The sequence below is a fragment of the Paenibacillus sp. FSL L8-0158 genome (assembly GCF_038592965.1).
Lineage (GTDB): Bacteria > Bacillota > Bacilli > Paenibacillales > Paenibacillaceae > Paenibacillus > Paenibacillus polymyxa_D.
This window is the reverse complement of the sequence record NZ_CP151949.1, coordinates 3,516,770-3,534,839: the sequence shown is the minus strand read 5'-3', so window position 1 is coordinate 3,534,839 and position 18,070 is coordinate 3,516,770. Positions and strand designations below refer to the sequence as shown.

At 46.3% G+C, this 18,070-nt stretch carries 18 protein-coding genes; 14 read left to right on the top strand and 4 right to left on the bottom strand.

Annotated features, from left to right (window positions below; all coding sequences use genetic code 11):
- Positions 1-45: 45 nt before the first annotated feature.
- Positions 46-2,064: a methionine--tRNA ligase gene (gene metG, locus NSQ68_RS15475; RefSeq protein ID WP_307346411.1), complete on the top strand. Its 2,019-nt coding sequence runs from the start codon at positions 46-48 to the stop codon at positions 2,062-2,064.
- A gap of 164 nt (positions 2,065-2,228) precedes the next feature.
- The gene (locus NSQ68_RS15470; protein ID WP_342426450.1) at positions 2,229-2,945 is read left to right on the top strand and encodes a cytochrome c biogenesis protein CcdA; all 717 of its coding nucleotides are present in this window, start codon (positions 2,229-2,231) and stop codon (positions 2,943-2,945) included.
- Here NSQ68_RS15470 and splB read toward each other — a convergent pair.
- Positions 2,938-4,002 carry a spore photoproduct lyase gene (splB, locus tag NSQ68_RS15465; protein WP_307346405.1) on the bottom strand — a complete coding sequence of 355 codons (1,065 nt, stop codon included), beginning with the start codon at positions 4,000-4,002 and terminating at the stop codon, positions 2,938-2,940. The two genes, NSQ68_RS15470 and splB, sit on opposite strands and share 8 nt — an antisense overlap.
- 250 nt (positions 4,003-4,252) lie before the next feature.
- Here splB and mntR point away from each other — a divergent pair, with 250 nt between their 5' ends.
- From mntR to NSQ68_RS15450, 3 genes are all read left to right on the top strand, one after another.
- Entirely contained in the window at positions 4,253-4,678 is a 426-nt protein-coding gene (gene mntR, locus NSQ68_RS15460) for a transcriptional regulator MntR (RefSeq protein ID WP_007430946.1), read from the top strand.
- A gap of 136 nt (positions 4,679-4,814) precedes the next feature.
- Entirely contained in the window at positions 4,815-6,557 is a 1,743-nt protein-coding gene (locus NSQ68_RS15455) for a family 10 glycosylhydrolase (protein ID WP_342426449.1), read from the top strand.
- A 95-nt stretch (positions 6,558-6,652) separates the two neighbouring features.
- A complete protein-coding gene (locus NSQ68_RS15450) occupies positions 6,653-7,642 on the top strand; it encodes a patatin-like phospholipase family protein (RefSeq protein ID WP_029517243.1) in 990 nt (329 codons plus the stop codon).
- Positions 7,643-7,762: 120 nt separating this feature from the next.
- On the opposite strand, the gene NSQ68_RS15445 is transcribed toward NSQ68_RS15450, so the two are convergent.
- The 3 genes from NSQ68_RS15445 to NSQ68_RS15435 all read right to left on the bottom strand — a co-directional run bounded on the left by NSQ68_RS15445 (position 7,763) and on the right by NSQ68_RS15435 (position 10,259).
- Entirely contained in the window at positions 7,763-8,083 is a 321-nt protein-coding gene (locus NSQ68_RS15445; RefSeq protein ID WP_023989265.1) for a hypothetical protein, read from the bottom strand.
- A gap of 7 nt (positions 8,084-8,090) precedes the next feature.
- Positions 8,091-9,083 carry a DUF1385 domain-containing protein gene (locus tag NSQ68_RS15440; protein WP_342426448.1) on the bottom strand — a complete coding sequence of 331 codons (993 nt, stop codon included), beginning with the start codon at positions 9,081-9,083 and terminating at the stop codon, positions 8,091-8,093.
- A 174-nt stretch (positions 9,084-9,257) separates the two neighbouring features.
- On the bottom strand, positions 9,258-10,259 hold the full coding sequence (locus NSQ68_RS15435) for an iron-siderophore ABC transporter substrate-binding protein (protein WP_342426447.1): 1,002 nt from the start codon (positions 10,257-10,259) through the stop codon (positions 9,258-9,260).
- 285 nt (positions 10,260-10,544) lie between these two features.
- Here NSQ68_RS15435 and NSQ68_RS15430 point away from each other — a divergent pair, with 285 nt between their 5' ends.
- The 9 genes from NSQ68_RS15430 to spoIIIAE all read left to right on the top strand — a co-directional run bounded on the left by NSQ68_RS15430 (position 10,545) and on the right by spoIIIAE (position 18,057).
- Complete coding sequence (locus NSQ68_RS15430; protein ID WP_342426446.1) at positions 10,545-11,126, top strand: YqhR family membrane protein; 582 nt, start codon at positions 10,545-10,547, stop codon at positions 11,124-11,126.
- Positions 11,127-11,207: 81 nt separating this feature from the next.
- Complete coding sequence (locus NSQ68_RS15425) at positions 11,208-12,281, top strand: Xaa-Pro peptidase family protein (protein ID WP_061829060.1); 1,074 nt, start codon at positions 11,208-11,210, stop codon at positions 12,279-12,281.
- 33 nt (positions 12,282-12,314) lie between these two features.
- Positions 12,315-12,872: an elongation factor P gene (gene efp / locus NSQ68_RS15420; RefSeq protein WP_013310830.1), complete on the top strand. Its 558-nt coding sequence runs from the start codon at positions 12,315-12,317 to the stop codon at positions 12,870-12,872.
- Positions 12,873-13,065: 193 nt separating this feature from the next.
- Positions 13,066-14,319 (top strand): aspartate kinase, encoded by a 1,254-nt coding sequence (locus NSQ68_RS15415; protein ID WP_028540593.1) that lies wholly within the window; start codon positions 13,066-13,068, stop codon positions 14,317-14,319.
- A 414-nt stretch (positions 14,320-14,733) separates the two neighbouring features.
- Entirely contained in the window at positions 14,734-15,729 is a 996-nt protein-coding gene (spoIIIAA, locus tag NSQ68_RS15410; protein WP_342426445.1) for a stage III sporulation protein AA, read from the top strand.
- On the top strand, positions 15,722-16,240 hold the full coding sequence (gene spoIIIAB / locus NSQ68_RS15405) for a stage III sporulation protein SpoIIIAB (RefSeq protein WP_029517252.1): 519 nt from the start codon (positions 15,722-15,724) through the stop codon (positions 16,238-16,240). The genes spoIIIAA and spoIIIAB overlap by 8 nt, the downstream gene beginning before the upstream one ends.
- Positions 16,241-16,252: 12 nt before the next feature.
- Positions 16,253-16,456: a stage III sporulation protein AC gene (gene spoIIIAC / locus NSQ68_RS15400; protein WP_010345636.1), complete on the top strand. Its 204-nt coding sequence runs from the start codon at positions 16,253-16,255 to the stop codon at positions 16,454-16,456.
- Between the two features lie 8 nt (positions 16,457-16,464).
- Positions 16,465-16,854 (top strand): stage III sporulation protein AD, encoded by a 390-nt coding sequence (gene spoIIIAD, locus NSQ68_RS15395; RefSeq protein WP_013310826.1) that lies wholly within the window; start codon positions 16,465-16,467, stop codon positions 16,852-16,854.
- Between the two features lie 12 nt (positions 16,855-16,866).
- Positions 16,867-18,057, top strand: a complete 1,191-nt coding sequence (spoIIIAE, locus tag NSQ68_RS15390) for a stage III sporulation protein AE (protein ID WP_307346371.1) — start codon at positions 16,867-16,869, stop codon at positions 18,055-18,057.
- Positions 18,058-18,070: the final 13 nt, after the last annotated feature.

Below are 18,070 nucleotides of genomic sequence, written 5' to 3'. Positions count from 1 at the left end.
GCAGGTCTTATCGAGCTGCCGTGAACAAAACAGGAGGCAACATACATGTCCAATGAGAACACATTTTACATTACGACACCGATCTATTATCCGAGCGACAAGCTACATATAGGTCATGCTTACACGACAGTTGCGGGAGATGCCATGGCCCGTTACAAGCGGCTACGCGGTTATGAAGTGCGTTATTTGACAGGAACGGATGAGCATGGTCAGAAGATTGAGCAAAAGGCAAGTGCAGCTGGCAAAACGCCGCAACGTTTCGTAGATGACATTGTGGCAGGCATCCAAGACCTATGGCGGAAGCTCGACATTTCTAATGACGATTTTATCCGTACTACGGAGGAACGTCATAAGGCTGTCGTACAGGAAATCTTTGATCGTTTATTAAAACAAGGCGATATTTACAAGGGAGAATACGAAGGCTGGTACAGCATTCCTGACGAGACTTACTACACAGAAACTCAGCTGGTTGACGTAGTGAAGGACGCCGAAGGCAATGTGACTGGAGGTAAGAGCCCGGATAGTGGACACCCTGTAGAATTGGTCAAGGAAGAGAGCTACTTTTTCCGCATGAGCAAGTATGCTGATCGGTTGCTGCAATTTTATGAAGAGAACCCGCAGTTTATCCAACCGGAATCCCGGAAAAAAGAAATGATTAACAACTTCATCAAGCCGGGGCTAGAGGATCTGGCTGTTTCCCGTACAACTTTTGACTGGGGTGTTAAGGTCAAGGGGGACCCGAAGCATGTCGTATACGTTTGGATTGACGCACTTTCCAACTACATCACAGCCTTGGGATATGGCTCTTCTAATACTGAGCTGTACGATAAATTTTGGCCAGCAAATGTGCATATCGTAGGTAAAGAGATTGTACGGTTCCACACGATATATTGGCCAATCATGCTGATGGCATTGGATCTTCCGTTACCTAAAAAAGTATTTGCACATGGTTGGTTACTCATGAAAGATGGTAAAATGTCGAAATCTAAAGGCAATGTGGTAGACCCGGTAACGTTGATTGACCGTTATGGTCTGGACCAACTTCGATACTACTTGCTGCGCGAGGTGCCTTTTGGGGCAGATGGAACATTTACACCAGAAAGTTTTGTAGATCGAGTTAATTCGGATTTGGCAAATGATCTGGGCAACTTGTTGAATCGTACCGTGGCGATGGTAGATAAATATTTTGACGGCAAGGTTCCGGCTTATGAAGCGAATGTAACAGCATTCGACGGAGCTTTGGAAGACATGGCAACATCGACTTATAGCAAAGTAGAAGAAGCCATGGAAAACATGGAGTTTTCCGTGGCATTAACGGCGATTAGCCAATTTATTAGCCGTAGCAACAAATATATTGACGAGACGCAACCATGGAATTTGGCTAAGGATGAGGCAAAACGTCGCGAATTGGCATCGGTTATGTTGCATTTGGTAGAAAGCTTGCGCATCGCTTCCATCTTACTCCAGCCATTCTTAACCCGTGCTCCTCATAAAATTTGGGAACAGCTCGGTATTAGCCAAGGTGAGCTGACTACATGGGATAGCGGCAAGCAGTTTGGTCGTATTCCGGAAGGAACGCAGTTGGTCAAAGGTAATCCGATCTTCCCGCGTCTGGATTCAGAGCAAGAGGTTGCTTTTATCGTGGAAGCAATGACAGGAGGTAAGAAACCAGAGGAAGCTACGACACAAGTTCAACCACAGAATGCATCTGAGGCGAGCCAGGAAGCACCGGAGGCAAAGGAAGAGATTGGCATTGAGGATTTTGCCAAGGTGGAACTGCGCGTTGCTCAGGTCGTCGCCTGCGAGCCTGTAAAGAAGGCCGATAAACTGTTGAAGCTCCAACTTGATCTTGGTTATGAGCAGCGGCAGGTAGTATCAGGGATTGCGAAGTTTTATACACCTGAAGATATCATTGGGCGGAAGGTGATCTGTGTGACCAATCTTAAGCCAGTGAAACTTCGGGGAGAGCTGTCGCAAGGTATGATTTTGGCAGCTTCACATGGAGATCAGCTTACGCTCGCCACCGTACCGGAAGGTATGCCGAATGGTGCAGTTGTAAAGTAGTACGCTAGTAAAATAAAAGAACGTAATGAGTGTATGCCCGAGAATCATTCTTCTTGGGCATGCGCTTTTTGGCGTGCATCATATTTTGCTCCCGCTACACGTATGTTTTAGTAGGCAGGGCTTGTTTGCTCGTGTTCACTTAAGACAGGTGGGAGGAAATGAGGATGACAGATATTAACGCCGGATTGGCGATCGTAGCCGGACTGGTTTCTTTTTTTTCACCGTGTTGTTTACCGCTGTATCCATCTTATTTATCGTATATGACAGGGATGTCTGCGCGTGAACTGGCTGAAGGACGGCATAATGCCGAGGTTCGTTATCGTACGATGGGGCATACACTTGCTTTTGTGCTGGGCTTTTCGGTTGTTTTCTATTCACTGGGTGCAAGTGTCGGGTTGCTTGGAGAATGGTTTGCCAATTATGGGGATACGCTAAGAGTGGTAGCAGGGTTACTTATTTTACTAATGGGACTGGTATCTCTTGGTGTGGTAAGTCCTTTGATTCTAATGAGGGAGCATAAGCTTCGCTGGACATGGAAGCCTGCCGGGTACGCCGGTTCCTTTGTAATCGGAATTGGGTTTGCGGCAGGCTGGTCGCCCTGTATCGGTCCCATGCTAACAGCTATTATCGCTTTGGCAGCAGTAGAGCATCACATTTGGTTCAAACTGATTACAGGCTATGCGCTTGGGTTTGCGATTCCATTTTTTGTATTAGCTTTGCTGGCAGGCTCTGTTCGTCTATCCTCTCGCTATACCACCATCCTCATCAAAACAGGTGGCATACTGCTTGTTATCACTGGCATTTTACTGGTAACGGATCATATGATCGATGTAACGTTATTTTTACAACGGATTACCCCGGATTGGATGCTAGTTATGTGAAATACTCAATACGACTTAAAGGAAAATGTTCAAAAATACGCTCTGTGATAAACTCTCGCAGTGCATTTTGCTGTTCATCGGGATAAACATATTTATTTTGTCCCCAGCGGCCCCATTTTTTCTTGCGTTTCTCTATGTCCATCTCCAGCTTGGTTTTCGGATAACGTTTCTCGATGACAGCTTTGGATGTTTTGGTGAAGCGATGCTGAATTAATTCGAACGTCAAATCTTTTGTAGCATGCTGGGGCAAGGTTTCTCCCAATTTGCGCAGCAACTCGCCGTAACCTTCTTCCCAGCCGTCATACCAGATAATGGGTGCAATGATGAACCCCAGCGGATAACCGGCTCGTGCGATTTTGCCCGCGGCTTCAATACGTTCCTCGAAGCGGGAAGTTGCAGGTTCAAACTGTTTAATAACATAATCGGAATTAATGCTAAAGCGGATACGAGTATGACCATTATGTTTAATATCCAGCAATGGATCAACATGATGATATTTAGTAACAAAACGCAGACGACCAAATTCCTCATCTGCCATGAAACGAATCAAGTCTCCAAGCGTTCCGGTGATATGCTCCAAACCAACCGGATCGGAGGTACAAGCTGCTTCAAAACGGGTAATTTCAGGCGCACGCTCCTCAATATAAGCTTTAGCTGCTGATAAGATATCGTCAGTGTTGACATATACACGAATATACGGCTTTGCTCCCAAGGTTGTTTGTAAATAACAGTAGTGACAGTGCCCCATGCAACCAGTCGAAATGGGGATGGCATATTCAGCAGAAGGCTTGGATTGATCAAAAGTTAACGTTTTACGGATACCGACTACCAAAGTTTTTTTTGCCATTCGGTACTTTTCAACTTCAGTTTCACCTGGTAAATTGGTAATTCGGTTGTGAGAGGTAGTCATCCGGTACGGAATATCCTTGGCTTTAACCCAATCCATAATACGCTGGCCCTTGGGATAATTCAGTGCGTCTGGCTCAAAAAACACCAGGTCAGGCATAAATGGCTTGGTTCCTCTGGTTTGGACAGGAGTACGCTCAAGCGTAGACATGGCTAACGCTCCTTTCGAAATAAATCCTCTGTGCTCTGGTGTCCAACTTTAACATATTGCCACAGAAGTAAACGATCAGGGACGACGATATTAGTGTACCCGGCTTAAATTGAACAAATCGTGGCAATAGATGTGAGTGAAGGATGAGACTTGCCAATGGGCAATGATAACATGTATCATTACATAGTAGGTTTAACGCAGGAAATGAAGGCGGTAAGCGCCCGTTCAATAACAGAAAAGAGGGAAACAAGTGCCAACGCCAAGCATGGAAGATTATTTGGAACGCATTTACCAACTGATTGATGAGAAGGGATATGCTCGTGTCTCGGACATCGCAGAGGGTTTAGAGGTGCATCCTTCGTCCGTCACCAAAATGATTCAGAAGTTGGATAAGGACGATTATCTTGTATATGAGAAGTATCGGGGACTGATTTTGACACCAAAAGGGAAAAAGGTCGGCAAACGGTTGGTTGATCGCCATCAGTTATTAGAGCAATTTCTGGATATGATTGGGGTTGACAAGGACCTGATATATAAAGATGTGGAAGGTATTGAGCATCATTTGAGCTGGGATTCCATCACCCGTATCGAAACATTGGTTGAATATTTTCGTCGGGATGAAGATCGCTTGCGCCAGCTTCATGACATACACAAGGAATTGAGTGGAGATTCCTAAAAGCATCTGTCCTTATGGACGATGCTTTTTTATTTGTCCCGACCGCAACAAATATCCGGTTATTAGCGTCTATCCATTATATAGCAGGACAAGATAGGGGTTAAAATTAACAGGGTTAGCGGAGGATTGTAATAATATGAATAGAAAGAAAATAGTGGCATTGGCTGCAGGCTTACTCTTAACAGTGCAGACTGCCATCGTTCCTGGAGTCCAAGCAGCTCCAACTGGTGATATTGAAATTATATTGGACGGACAATCCCTGCAAAGTGACGCGTCACCGTATATTGTACAGGGAGCCAATGTTACGATGGTTCCTTTGCGAGTGATTAGTGAGGGATTGGGCGCTCAGGTCAACTGGTTGGAATCGTCCGGTATGGTAACGATTACGGCTCAGAACAAAAATATATCTATGGAGAACGGTGCACAAAGCGCTACGGTGAATGGCAAGTCCGTTCGACTGGATGCATCTGCCCGTATGACAAGCGGGAGAGTCATGGTGCCTCTGCGTTTTGTTGGGGAAGAGTTGGGATTAAAAGTGGATTGGCAAGCTTCAGAGCGAGTCATTACGTTAAGCAGTGGTAAGGAAGGTGTCTCTACTGGCGGGAACACTTCTGCGGGAAGCAGTGGCTCCATATCAGATACGTCTGCATCTGGCAATCAGGACAGTGTAAGTACAGATCAGGGAGCCATCGATGATGAGCAGGCAGTTGTCAATTCATCGTCAACTTCCACTAGTGAGGACGGTTCTGGTTCTTCACAGGCAAATGTTGTTCAGGTAAAGGCTTCAACTTCCATGCGTGGGGCATGGATTTCTACCATTAATGGAGATTGGCCTTCTTCCGCTGCCCGAAGCAGCTCTGAAAAGCAAAAGCAGGAGTTTACTAAAATGCTCGATGATTTGCAGGGGATGGGCATCAATGCGGTATTTGTTCAGGTTCGTGCCAGCGGTGATGCGCTCTATCCGTCGAGTCTCGTACCCTGGAGCAAGTATTTGACCAACACCCAAGGTAAAAATCCAGGCTATGATCCCTTGAAATTTATGATTAGCGAATCGCATAAGCGAGGGATGGAATTCCATGCTTGGTTTAATCCGTTCCGTGCGAATTCTACAGGAACAACCAGCGGTCTGGCTGCAAACCATGTAGCTAATCAACACCCGGACTGGATTGTTAAGAATGGTAGCCAATTGTACATCAATCCAGGAATTCCGGCTGCACGTCAGCATGTCATTGCGGCGATTATGGAGGTCGTGAACGGATATGATATTGACGGCGTCCATTTGGACGATTATTTTTACCCTTACAGCGGGACTTTTGATGATGATGCGACCTTCAAAGCATATAATGCCAACAAAATTTCTAACAAGGGCGACTGGCGGAGAGATAATGTGAACAGTTTTGTTCGGGATTTAGGCAAAAGCATTCATGCCAGCAAGTCGAAAGTTCAATTCGGGATTAGTCCATTTGGAGTGTGGCGCAACAAATCTCAGGACTTAACCGGTTCAGACACGAAGGCAGGCGTTACAGCGTATGATACGACGTTTGCGGATGTAAGAACCTGGATTAACAAAGAATGGATTGATTATGTAGCTCCACAAATTTACTGGAGTATCGGTTTCCCGGCTGCGGGATATGACAAGCTTGTCGCATGGTGGTCCAATGAGGTCAAAAATTCAGATGTTAAGCTGTATATCGGTCATTCTCCGTATAAGATCGGCACCCCTGAAAAGGGCTGGCAAACGGCTCAAGAGCTAATTAAGCAGCTTGAACTGAACGAAGATTATAAACAGGTCAAAGGGGATATTTACTTTAGTGCACAGCATTTGCGTAAAAATCCATATGGACTCATTCAGCTTCTTCAAAATTATTATCAAATGTGATATAAATTGGATCATATAGGTTCTATTTGGGCCTCCGTTCTCATAGATAAGCAGTAGAACTGCTTACTCCCAAGAGAACGGAGGTTTTTTGATCTATGCTGATCAATGCTGTGTTCCAGGGTGGAGGGGTTAAGGGAATTTCGCTGGCGGGTGCAGTTAAGGCTGCGGAGGAGCATGGAATTGTATTCAATCGTTTGGCAGGCACATCATCAGGTGCTATTGTAGCTGCTTTATTGGCTGCGGGATACTCTGCGGATGAAATGAAAGCCGTAATTGAGAAAACTCCCTTGGTCAAGTTGTTACGACGTTCTCCAGTGTTCAATATTAAGTGGGTTGGACCAGCAGCTCGTATCTTTCTTAAAAAAGGTCTCTACTCAGGGGAGGCACTGGAGCACTGGGTACGTGAGCTGTTACGAGCTAAGGGAGTGCGTACGTTTGCGGATTTACCTCCTGGCAAACTGCGCATTATTGCATCAGATATCACGAATGGACGCATTCTGGTGCTTCCTGAGGATATCAAACGTTTTGGTATCAATCCCTCTTCACTGGAGGTAGCCAAGGCCATTCGGATGAGCACAAGTATCCCTTATTTTTTTGATCCCGTTATGTTAAGGCTTGATTCTGCACTTGCTAAGGGAAAGACTTTTTCTCAGCAATTTGTATTTGTAGTTGATGGGGCTTTACTAAGCAATTTGCCTTTGTGGCTTTTTGATGAGCCTGTAAATGAACGTGAGGCCAAAACGATTCCAACGGTAGGGTTTCAAATGGTGGGCAAAACGGGTACGGAGACCAAAGTTTCTTATATACGGGGTCCATTGACCATGCTGCAGGCTATTTTTGATACCATGTTATCAGCACACGATGAACGATATATTGAGCAGGAGAATCGGTATCGGACGATTAAAATTCCAACATTGGGTATCCGCACTGCACAATTTAATATTTCTACAGTGCAAAGTGATTTGCTGTATGCTTCCGGTGTGCAGGCAGGGGACGCTTTTTTCCACAAATGGAGTATCACTTCTTACCAGCAGCAGTATAGCAAGTACCAATTGATGAAGGATACCATGTACGCTATGAAATGAACGAAAATTGGCAGTTAAAGTTAATTTAAAAGGGTGTAAAAAAGGAGCCTCTTCCCGGTCATATTTGAATACGCGGGTGACGGCTCCTTTGTGCTGCATTTTAAAGGATGATTATTATCGTTAATGATATTTAGGTTGTTCTTCTTCATTTTTGCCCTTGGAACCTTCAATCACATGAAAAGGATACGCTTTGCGCTTGCCCGTAGTCTGCTGCTTACGTGCGTTGGCTGTTTTGGCCATGGTGCGCACAGAGGGTTTGATTTTGGGAGTACGATTGCGTTGTCCTGGCAGGTATTTGTATAGCAGAAATATAACTGCAAAAACAAGGACGGGAATTAGTAAACTCATGAGAAAGCCCCAACTTCCTCTCCACAGCATATCCACAATCCCATATGCACCCAAAGCAAGGGTAAGCCAGAAAATAACAGCATGTCTGTTCATTATTCACTCATCCTTTCACAGGATCAAGGGCAGGACTGTTGAAGGTCTCCTTTACAGGTACATTTTCCAACTCAGCATCCAATTCAAGCATACGCTTAAATGAGGCAATGGATACCTCCACTTGATCATCAGTCGGTTCTTTGGTGGTAAGTAGTTGCAGCCACAGACCGGGGTAACCTAAATAACGAAGTACCGGAATTTCACGAAGAGCATTGGTCAGCTTGAGAAATTCAAAAGAAAGCCCCAGTACGATCGGAAGCAGTAAAAGCCGTTGCCCCATACGCTCCCACAGATTATCGTAGGTAAATAGGGAATAGACTAGTACCCCGATGATCACGGTCAGCATAATAAAGCTGCTACCGCAGCGGTAATGCAGACGGCTGTATTTTTGCACATTGGCCGGGGTTAGTTCTTCTCCAGCTTCGAATGCCGTAATTACTTTATGCTCTGCACCGTGATATTGAAACAGTCGTTTGATCAATGGAGTTTGGGAAATGCCCCATAAATAAGCCAGCAGCAGAATCAGCTTAATGGCTCCTTCGGCGAGGTTATGCAAAATTTGACTGTGAAACAAGCCGTCGAACAGGAAGTCTTCTACAACAACCGGAACGAGGGTTAACACAATTTTGCCGAACAAAAAGGAAATAATCCCGACTGCCGCTACACCGATCATCATACTCAGACTCCAGCGAGATTCTTCTTTTTTCTTTTGCTCAGCGCGTTCTTCCGGATCTACTTCATCATCAGCATACGCATCGGCTGAATAGTTCAAATGCTTGGTACCTTTGGCGCTGGAGTCGATGATGCTTACAATCCCCCGCAATAAAGGAATTCTGCGGAATTTGGATACCCAGGATTGCTCCTTGCGTGGTACTTCCAAATATGTGATTTCGCCAGTTTTGCGGCGAACTGCCGTGACATTGACACGCTTGCCGCCGAACATGACACCTTCAATGACTGCCTGACCGCCGTAGCTCACAGGCTTGGATGTTTGTGACAACCGTCTCACCTCTCTTAATACATACTTTTTTGTATATTGTATCGAATTTGGAAGGGAATATCTAGTTAGATGAAACTCGTGTAACCACAGGCTTATAAAAAAAGCATTTATGGAGCGTCAGACTGCTCACATAAATGCTACTCATTATAAAACCGAATAATATTCGGAAACAACCTATTGCGTAATTGCCCCAACAACCTGGTCAACCAGTCCTTTTGATGAGAGGGGGCCGCCAAATGTCCATGTCGTACCGTTCAGTGGATAGGTGCGTTTTTCTTTAACAAAATTCAGACCGTTCCAGACCGAATTATTTTTCATAGGTGCCCCGAAAACATCATCGTCCGGCTGCACAATATAGATAAAGTTGCTGTTCTGAACGGCAGATAGAGCTTCAATGCCGACGGTTGTAAAGCCATACGGTTCAACTTTGCTTGGTTTCCAATCATTAATCATACCGATCTTCGCCAGTGTTGCAACGACGACTGAGTTATCCGAAAACATACGGAGGCTGGCCGCATTTTGCGAAGTGAAAGCCTGTGTCAGTACATAATGATAATCCGACTTGCCAGCAGCGGCGAGCTTTTCTTTGGCTTCAGCATAATGCTGATCCAGTTCGGCAAGCACCTGCTTAGCTTTGTCTTCTTTTCCCAGAGCAACTGCGATGCTATTAAAAATTTCTACCATTTTATCATGATCGTAGCCATTACCATCGTTCAGACTATATTCGATCGTAGGAGCGATGGCCTTAAGTTGCTCATAGATAGCTTCATTCCCATCAACATTGGAAATGATCAGATCCGGCTTCAATGCAGCAATCGCTTCCAGATTCGGCTCGTTACGCGTGCCGACATCGACCACGCTACTATCCAGAGCCGCCTCCGGTGTCACGTACACCTTGTAGTTGGCATTGTCAGCATTACCCACCGGCTGAACGCCCAACGCAACCAAATCCTCTGTAAAAGTCCATTCCAGCACTACGACACGCTGTGCGGGCTTGTCGAGCGTGACCTCACCACGATTATGCTTTACCGTCACAGGACCGGTCGCTGTGTCAGTCGGTTTACTACCCGATGTGGCTATCTGATCTTTGTCCGATGCATTTTCGGCTGCTCCGCAACCTGCCAGAGTGAGCGTAAAAACCATTAACAATAAAATTCCGATGAATCCCTTTTTCATAGAAGCGTTCTCCCATATGTATGTTTTTATAAAATGATAATGATTATCATTTTCACCATTATATTATGATAGAGGATTGAAATTTTGTCAATGTAAAAAACGGGTCCGTGCACTCAAGTCGAAAGCTGCCATTATTCAGCATTACTGTTCATTGTTAAACTATCCCCCCTTGGAGCATACTATCTAGCAAAATGGAATGCAGAATCCGATGGAAGTACATGCATTTCCGATCGTTATAGTCTTTTCCATAAAAAAAGTTTGCATATTGAAAGGGGATCAAACAACATGAGTGAAACCTACTCTATACCCAAGATAGGCCATGAACAGGAGCAGTCTCGCGAATCTCAGGATCCACGTAATCATAACGGCAGGGGTAAAGGCAGGCAGCAGTCAGGCAAAATACATACACCTCTCATTCCTTTTGCACTTGAGTTGGGTTTTTTTTCGGGTTTGCTCTGGGGATTGCTGCGCTGGCTGTTTTATAAGTTGCACTTTACCGTAGTAGCGCCTGGTTTTCTCGCAGAGCCTTTTTTCAAGCATTCATTTATGAACACCATGGCGGGACATCTGGTAGGGCTACTGTTTTTTATTGGATTATCCGTCGTAGCTTCACTGGTGTACACTCTGTTGCTGCGCAGGTTTAAGGGACCTATGCCTGGAATTGTGTATGGTCTGATTTGGTGGGTTGTTTTATTTGTATTAACAGGTCCTAAGCTAGGGATGATGAATGCTCCTAATCGGTTAACATGGAATTCCTTATATACGGAAATTTGTGTGTTTTTACTGTGGGGACTATTTATCGGATATACCGTTGCAGTCGAGTATACGGATGAAAGAAAGCGCGAGCCTGAGAAAGCTGAGGGCTGAACGTAACAAAAACTTCTCAAGCGCCTATTCCCTGTGTTAAAATAGCATTTGGTTATTTGACAGAGGGGAGCGGAATGAAAGATGAAGAATGACCGGGTGTTAAAGCTTCGGCAGGCGCTGGGCGAGCATAATCTGCGGGCTATGCTGATTACTAGCCCTGTCAATCGTCGATATTTGACAGGCTTCACAGGTTCGGCGGGTTATGTGCTGATTACGGAATCCCATAGCTATTTGCTGACTGACTTTCGCTATATGACGCAAGCGACCGAACAAGCCGAAGGATTCACAGTAGTGCAGCACGCTGCACAGGTCATGGAAACGGTGAAAGAATTGCTGTCTTCCCATCAGATCAGCGAAACAGGCTTCGAGCAAGACGCTGTAACTGTTGCAACGCATAAAGCTTATAGCGAAGATTTGTCACCTATTTCACTGGTTCCGGTGTCGGGCATTGTAGAGAAGTTACGGGTGTACAAGGATGCAGAAGAGCTGGAAGTGATGCAGCGGGCAGCGGATTTGGCAGATGCTACTTTTGCACACATTTTACCTTACATCAAGCCAGGTGTCAGCGAGCGTGAGCTGGATCTGGAAATGGAATTCTTCATGCGCAAGCAGGGAGCTACATCCTCTTCATTTGACACAATTGTGGCTTCCGGGGTTCGTTCGGCATTGCCTCATGGCGTAGCCAGTGCTAAGTTAGTACAAGCAGGCGAGCTGATTACGTTTGATTTTGGTGCGTTGCTGGATGGCTATTGCTCCGATTTGACACGTACAGTGGCAACACAAGGGGATTTAGCGCCCCAGTTGCGTGAGATCTACGATATTGTACTTAAGGCGCAGCTTCACGCACTCGAACATATTAAGCCGGGCATGACAGGCCGTGAAGCGGATGCACTGACCCGGGATATTATTGCGAGCCATGGCTATGGAGACAATTTCGGGCACAGTACAGGTCATGGTCTGGGTCTTGAAGTACATGAATCTACACGCCTGTCGAAGGCGAGCGATGATATTCTGGAGCCGGGTATGGTGGTAACGGTCGAGCCAGGCATCTATGTGCCTGGACTGGGCGGTGTACGGATCGAGGATGATATCGTTATTACAGATAGCGGCATCAAAGTATTAACACATTCGAGCAAAGAATTTACAGTCGTTTAATAACGATAACAGTCCTGTAGGAGGGGTATTTTAGTGATTAACGTTAATGATTTTAAAACAGGTTTGACCGTCGAGGTAGACGGAGATATTTTTACGGTGCTGGATTTCCAACACGTAAAACCGGGTAAAGGTGCAGCATTCGTACGCTCCAAGTTGAAAAACTTACGTAACGGTAACACCGTTGAACGTACATTCCGTGCGGGTGAAACGATCGGTCGGGCGCAAATCGAAAATCGCGGTGTATCTTATCTGTATGCTAGTGCAGACGAGCATACATTCATGGATAATGAAACATATGATCAATTCACATTGTCCAGCGACCAACTGAAATGGGAACTTAACTTCCTGAAAGAAAACATGAATGTAAATATCGTCAGCTATAATGGCGAAATCCTGGGTATTAACCTGCCTACCAGCGTGGAACTCAAAGTAATCGAAACAGAACCAGGTATTAAAGGTAATACAGCTACAGGTGCTACCAAAAATGCCAAATTGGAAACTGGTTTGAATGTTCAAGTTCCTTTGTTCATTAACCAAGATGACGTATTGTTAATTGATACACGTGACGGTAAATACATGTCTCGCGCATAAAATTTGCTGCTTTTAGATTTCCTCTGTCCTTATAAGGGCAGGGGATATTTTTATAAGCACTAATATTAAAAAACAATGGCTCCGCACAGCACTTTCGTATTATACTGTACTAAAGTTATTCCGCAGGATGTCACGTTCAAGTCGTTGGGTGCCATCTCAAGGTTACATACTGAGTCTGAGGGAGTGAATATCGTTGTCTTTGTATGTCATGAAATTCGGAGGCAGTTCCGTTGGTGACACGGAGCGCATGAAACGCGTGGCAAAACGCGTTGTGGAGAAACAGAGTGAAGGGCATCAATGTGTAGTGGTCGTTTCCGCAATGGGAGACACGACAGACGAACTGATTGACCAGGCCAAGTTGTTGAATGAGCAGTTGCCTGCACGTGAGTTGGATATGTTGATGACGACAGGTGAGCAAATTTCAATCGCCTTGTTGTCGATGGCTATTCAGCAGTTGGGTCATGAAGCGGTATCGTTTACGGGATGGCAGGCTGGTTTCCGTACTGAATCTGACTTTGGCCGAGCACGGATCACGGATATTCAACCTCAGCGTGTGCTGGATGCACTGAGCAGCAACAAGATCGTTGTTGTAGCTGGTTTCCAAGGGATGTCTGCAGAGGGAGACATTACGACGTTGGGACGTGGTGGATCTGATACGACGGCGGTTGCGCTGGCGGCAGCGATTCAAGCGGATGCCTGTGAAATTTACACGGATGTGGACGGCATTTATTCAACAGATCCACGGATCGTGAAGGTTGCTCGTAAGCTAAAAGAAATTTCTTATGATGAAATGCTGGAATTAGCTAATCTGGGTGCAGCTGTATTGCATCCTCGTGCGGTAGAATATGCCAAACATAACCGGGTACCGCTGATCGTGCGGTCCAGTTTTAACCATAATGAAGGAACGGTCGTAAAGGAGGATGCAGTAATGGAACAAGGCGTTGTAGTCAGTGGGATTGCATATGATAAAAATGTAGCAAGAATCAGTATTTTGGGCGTCGCCGATATTCCCGGCGTACTGGCGAAAGTATTTGGAACACTGGCGGCAGCCAAAATTGATGTAGACATTATTGTACAGAGCGGGGTTGAAGCTGGTAAAGCGGATTTCTCCTTTACAGTAGCTCTGACGGATCGTGAAGCGGCACTGAAGACGCTGGAAGGTATTCGTGGAGAGCTTCCGTACCGTGAAGTAACGTCTGAGGAAAACTTGGTGAAGGTATCCATTGTAGGTGCAGGTATGGTTAGCCATCCGGGTGTTGCTGCGCAAATGTTTGCTGTACTAGCAGAACAAGGCGTTAGCATTAAAATGGTAAGCACATCTGAAATCAAAGTATCGTGTGTAATTGAAGCGGGTAAACTTCATGAGGTTATTCAGGCGTTGCATACAGCTTATAACCTGGACACCGAGGAGCAAGCGTTTGTGGGTGGTCCGCAAGACCGTCGTTAATAACTGCAATGTGATCTAGACACCGAATATGTATAAAGTGAACGATGCACATGACTGGTAAGGGTCGATACATTATATGCCCTCTATCTATAGTTTGAATAAATCATAGAATACAGCAGTAGGTTAAGAGGTTGTTCCATCAGTGAGAGTTAGACTGAGGGGCAGCCTCTTTATTGCTGAATCTATCTTTTCTACCCAAGGGTTTCCCTTAGCCGACAAGGCTTTGAGAGGCCCTTTTTGATTTGTGCGAATTAGAGAATGGTGCTTAAACAAGCGGGGGAACGGTCTGTGGAGCGTTGATAGGAGTTAGCAAAAGTTTGCCTAGGTTTTCAATATATTTTCGGCATAAAAAGCGAGAGTCAACCATAGACTTGTCTTAAAGAAAAAGGACAACTGTGAGGGGGCTGCATCGGTATGGAATGGCTGGAGTTATTTCCCGAACCGTTGCACGGTATACTCGGAAGGCTTCCAGAAACGGTATTTGAGCAACTGGAAGAAATCCGGGTCAGGGAAGGAAGACCGTTGGAAATTAATGCAAATGGTGAACATCATTTTGTAACGTCTGCTGGTCAGCTGACTTTGAACCATGTGGAAGCCTATAAGCCTGACCGTGAGGATGCCCACCGACTGCTGGATTTTATCAGCAATCATTCCCTCTATACGATGGAAGAGGAGCTTCGTAAAGGGTTTATTACGATCCCTGGCGGTCATCGTATTGGCTTGGCAGGGAGAACCGTGCTCAACCGAGGACGAGTGGAGCATTTGAGGGATATAAGCAGCTTTAATGTAAGAATTGCGCGTGCAATTCCCGGCATAGCTGATCGGATATTGCCTTATGTAGCAGATCGAATGTCCGGGAAAATCCGGCATACCCTCATTTTGTCCCCCCCTCAGCATGGCAAAACGACACTGCTTAGGGACTTGGCTCGGCAACTCAGTTACGGAGGGATGGAAAGCAATGGGGGGCGACGGAATGGACTCAAGGTAGGCATTATAGACGAACGCTCTGAGATCGCTGGTAGTCACAAAGGTATCCCCGGTTTTGATGTCGGGCCTCGCACCGATGTATTGGACGGATGTCCGAAAGCAGAAGGCATGATGATGATGATCCGCTCGATGTCACCGGATGTCCTCATTGTTGATGAAATCGGACGACCGGAAGATGCGGAGGCGGTGCGCGAAGCGCTTCATGCCGGCATTGCAGTCATTGCTTCCGCACATGGCCGCGATGTGGCTGAAATGGCGACCCGGTCTGCTTTTGCTGGATTAACTACAGGACAAGAGCTGTTTCAACTCTACGTCATGCTGGAGCGGACGAGCCGGGGCGTCTCATTCCGACTGGCAGATGCCAAGCAACGCAGGCTTACACTGTCTGGAGAAGGGCAGAGTGGGGGCATCTCCTATGCTTAAGCTGCTGGGTGCAGCCTTGGTTATACTGGCCGCTACGCTGGCAGGTTGGCAGCGGGCAAGGCAGTTTGCAATGAGGCCGCGGCAAATCAGGGAGTTGATTCTTGCGCTGCAAAGACTGACCACCGAGGTTTCCTACGGGGTGTCTCCGCTACCAGATGCTTTCGCCAAGACAGGAGAGCCCTTGCGAGAGCCGCTACGCACTCTGTTTCAGCAAGCCTCACGCTGGATGCACCCCTCTTTTGGCCTGACTGCCAGAGAAAGCTTGCATAAAGCCATTGAAGACTCGTGGAGCCGTTCCTCTATGAAGCAAGCCGAGAAGGAAGCGATGCGGCAGCTTGCTTACAGTCTTGGAACCAGCGACCGTGAAGACCAGATCAAGCACATTGCGTTGACCATCCAGCAGTTATCCCATGAGGAAGCGCAGGCGCAGGCAGATCAGGTGAGGTACGAGCGTATGAGCAGGAGCCTGGGACTGCTGATCGGAGCATTGATCGTCATTTTGATCTATTAGCGGGGTGCTCGAATGAATTTAGAAGTAAACGCAATTTTCCAAATTGCCGGAATTGGCATTATTATCGCTATGATTCATACCGTATTAAAGCAAATGGGCAAAGAAGACATGGCGCACTGGGTAACGGTCATCGGCTTCGTCGTAGTCCTGTTCATGGTGGTGCGAATGCTGGATAACCTTCTGCAAGAGATCAAATCTATCTTTCTTTTTCAGTAGGTGGACACATGGAAATTATTCAGGTGGTGGGCTTCGCCCTCATTGCCACAGTCCTTATTTTAGTCATTAAGGAACAGAAGCCGATGTTTGCCTTTTTGATTGCAACAGCTGCGGGAATCGTCATTTTTTTGCTGCTGATTGGCAAGATCGGATCTGTGGTTGCTGTACTGGAGCGACTGGCCCGGTCTTCAGGCATGGATATGATCTATTTTAAAACTGTCTTGAAAATAATCGGTATCGCTTATATTGCTGAATTTGGAGCGCAAATCGTTCGGGATGCAGGACAAGACGGGATTGCTTCCAAAATTGAGCTTACCGGAAAGGTACTCATTATGGTGCTCGCAATCCCGATTATCAGCATTATTATTGATACCATTCTGAAGCTGATGCCTGCCTGAGGGGGTGATGCCATGAAAAGGCTGGGGGGCATGCCGAATCTCAAAGTAATTGCAATGTTGCTGCTATGTCTCTGGTGTGCCTCGGCTGCGTTCCTCTTTGCGGATACACCGACAAACGAATGGATCAGACAGCAGGCGGAGCAAATGCCCAAAGACGAAGTAGAACATTATTGGGACGGGCTCATGCAGCAATACGGCGGATTTTTCCCTGATCAGAAAACGCCTTCCTTCATGGACATGCTGCTTCCAGGCGGTGAAGGGTTCAGCATAAAGGGTGTATTGAGCGCTATAGCTGATTTTTTCATCCATGAAATCCGAGTAAATGCCAAGTTGCTCGTCACCATCGTCATGCTCAGCATTATGAGTATGGTGCTGGAAACGCTGCAAAGCGCTTTTGAAAGCAAACAGGTCAGTAAAGTGGCCTACGCTATCGTATACATGGTCATTATCATTTTGGCGATTAATAGCTTTAGTGTAGCGATTGGTTATGCCAAAGAAGCGATTGATAGCATGATTCACTTCATGATGGCAATGTTGCCCTTGCTGTTTACCATGCTAGCCTCGATGGGGAACGTCGTAACAGTTTCGGTGACCCACCCGCTGATTGTATTTATGATCAACACAGTCGGAACAGTCATTCATACGCTGGTTTTCCCGCTGCTGTTCTTCTCGGCTGTGCTGTACTTGGTCAACTCGCTGACGGGCAAATACAAGCTAACCCAACTAGCCGATCTGTTGCGGAACGTTGGAGTAGCAGTGCTGGGAGTGCTGCTGACCATTTTTCTGGGAGTCATTTCGGTACAAGGCTTGACGTCGTCAGTTACTGACGGATTAACGATCCGTACAGCCAAATATATTACAGGTAGCTTTGTTCCGGTGGTCGGCAAGGCGTTGGCAGATGCGACAGATACAGTCATTTCGGCTTCGCTGCTCGTTAAAAATGCCATTGGTCTGGTAGGAGTCATTATTATTTTGTTCCTGTGCGCCTTTCCCGCCCTCAAGATTCTGACGCTGGCTCTCATTTATAAAGTGACAGCAGCGATCATGCAGCCTTTGGGTGATACGCCTATCGTGGATTGTCTGGATGCGATTGGCAAGAGCATGATTTATGTTTTCGCGGCGTTGGCGGCAGTGGGATTGATGTCCTTCCTAGCGATTACAGTCATGCTCGCAGCAGGCAATATGACGGTCATGATGAGGTGAACCAATGCACGTA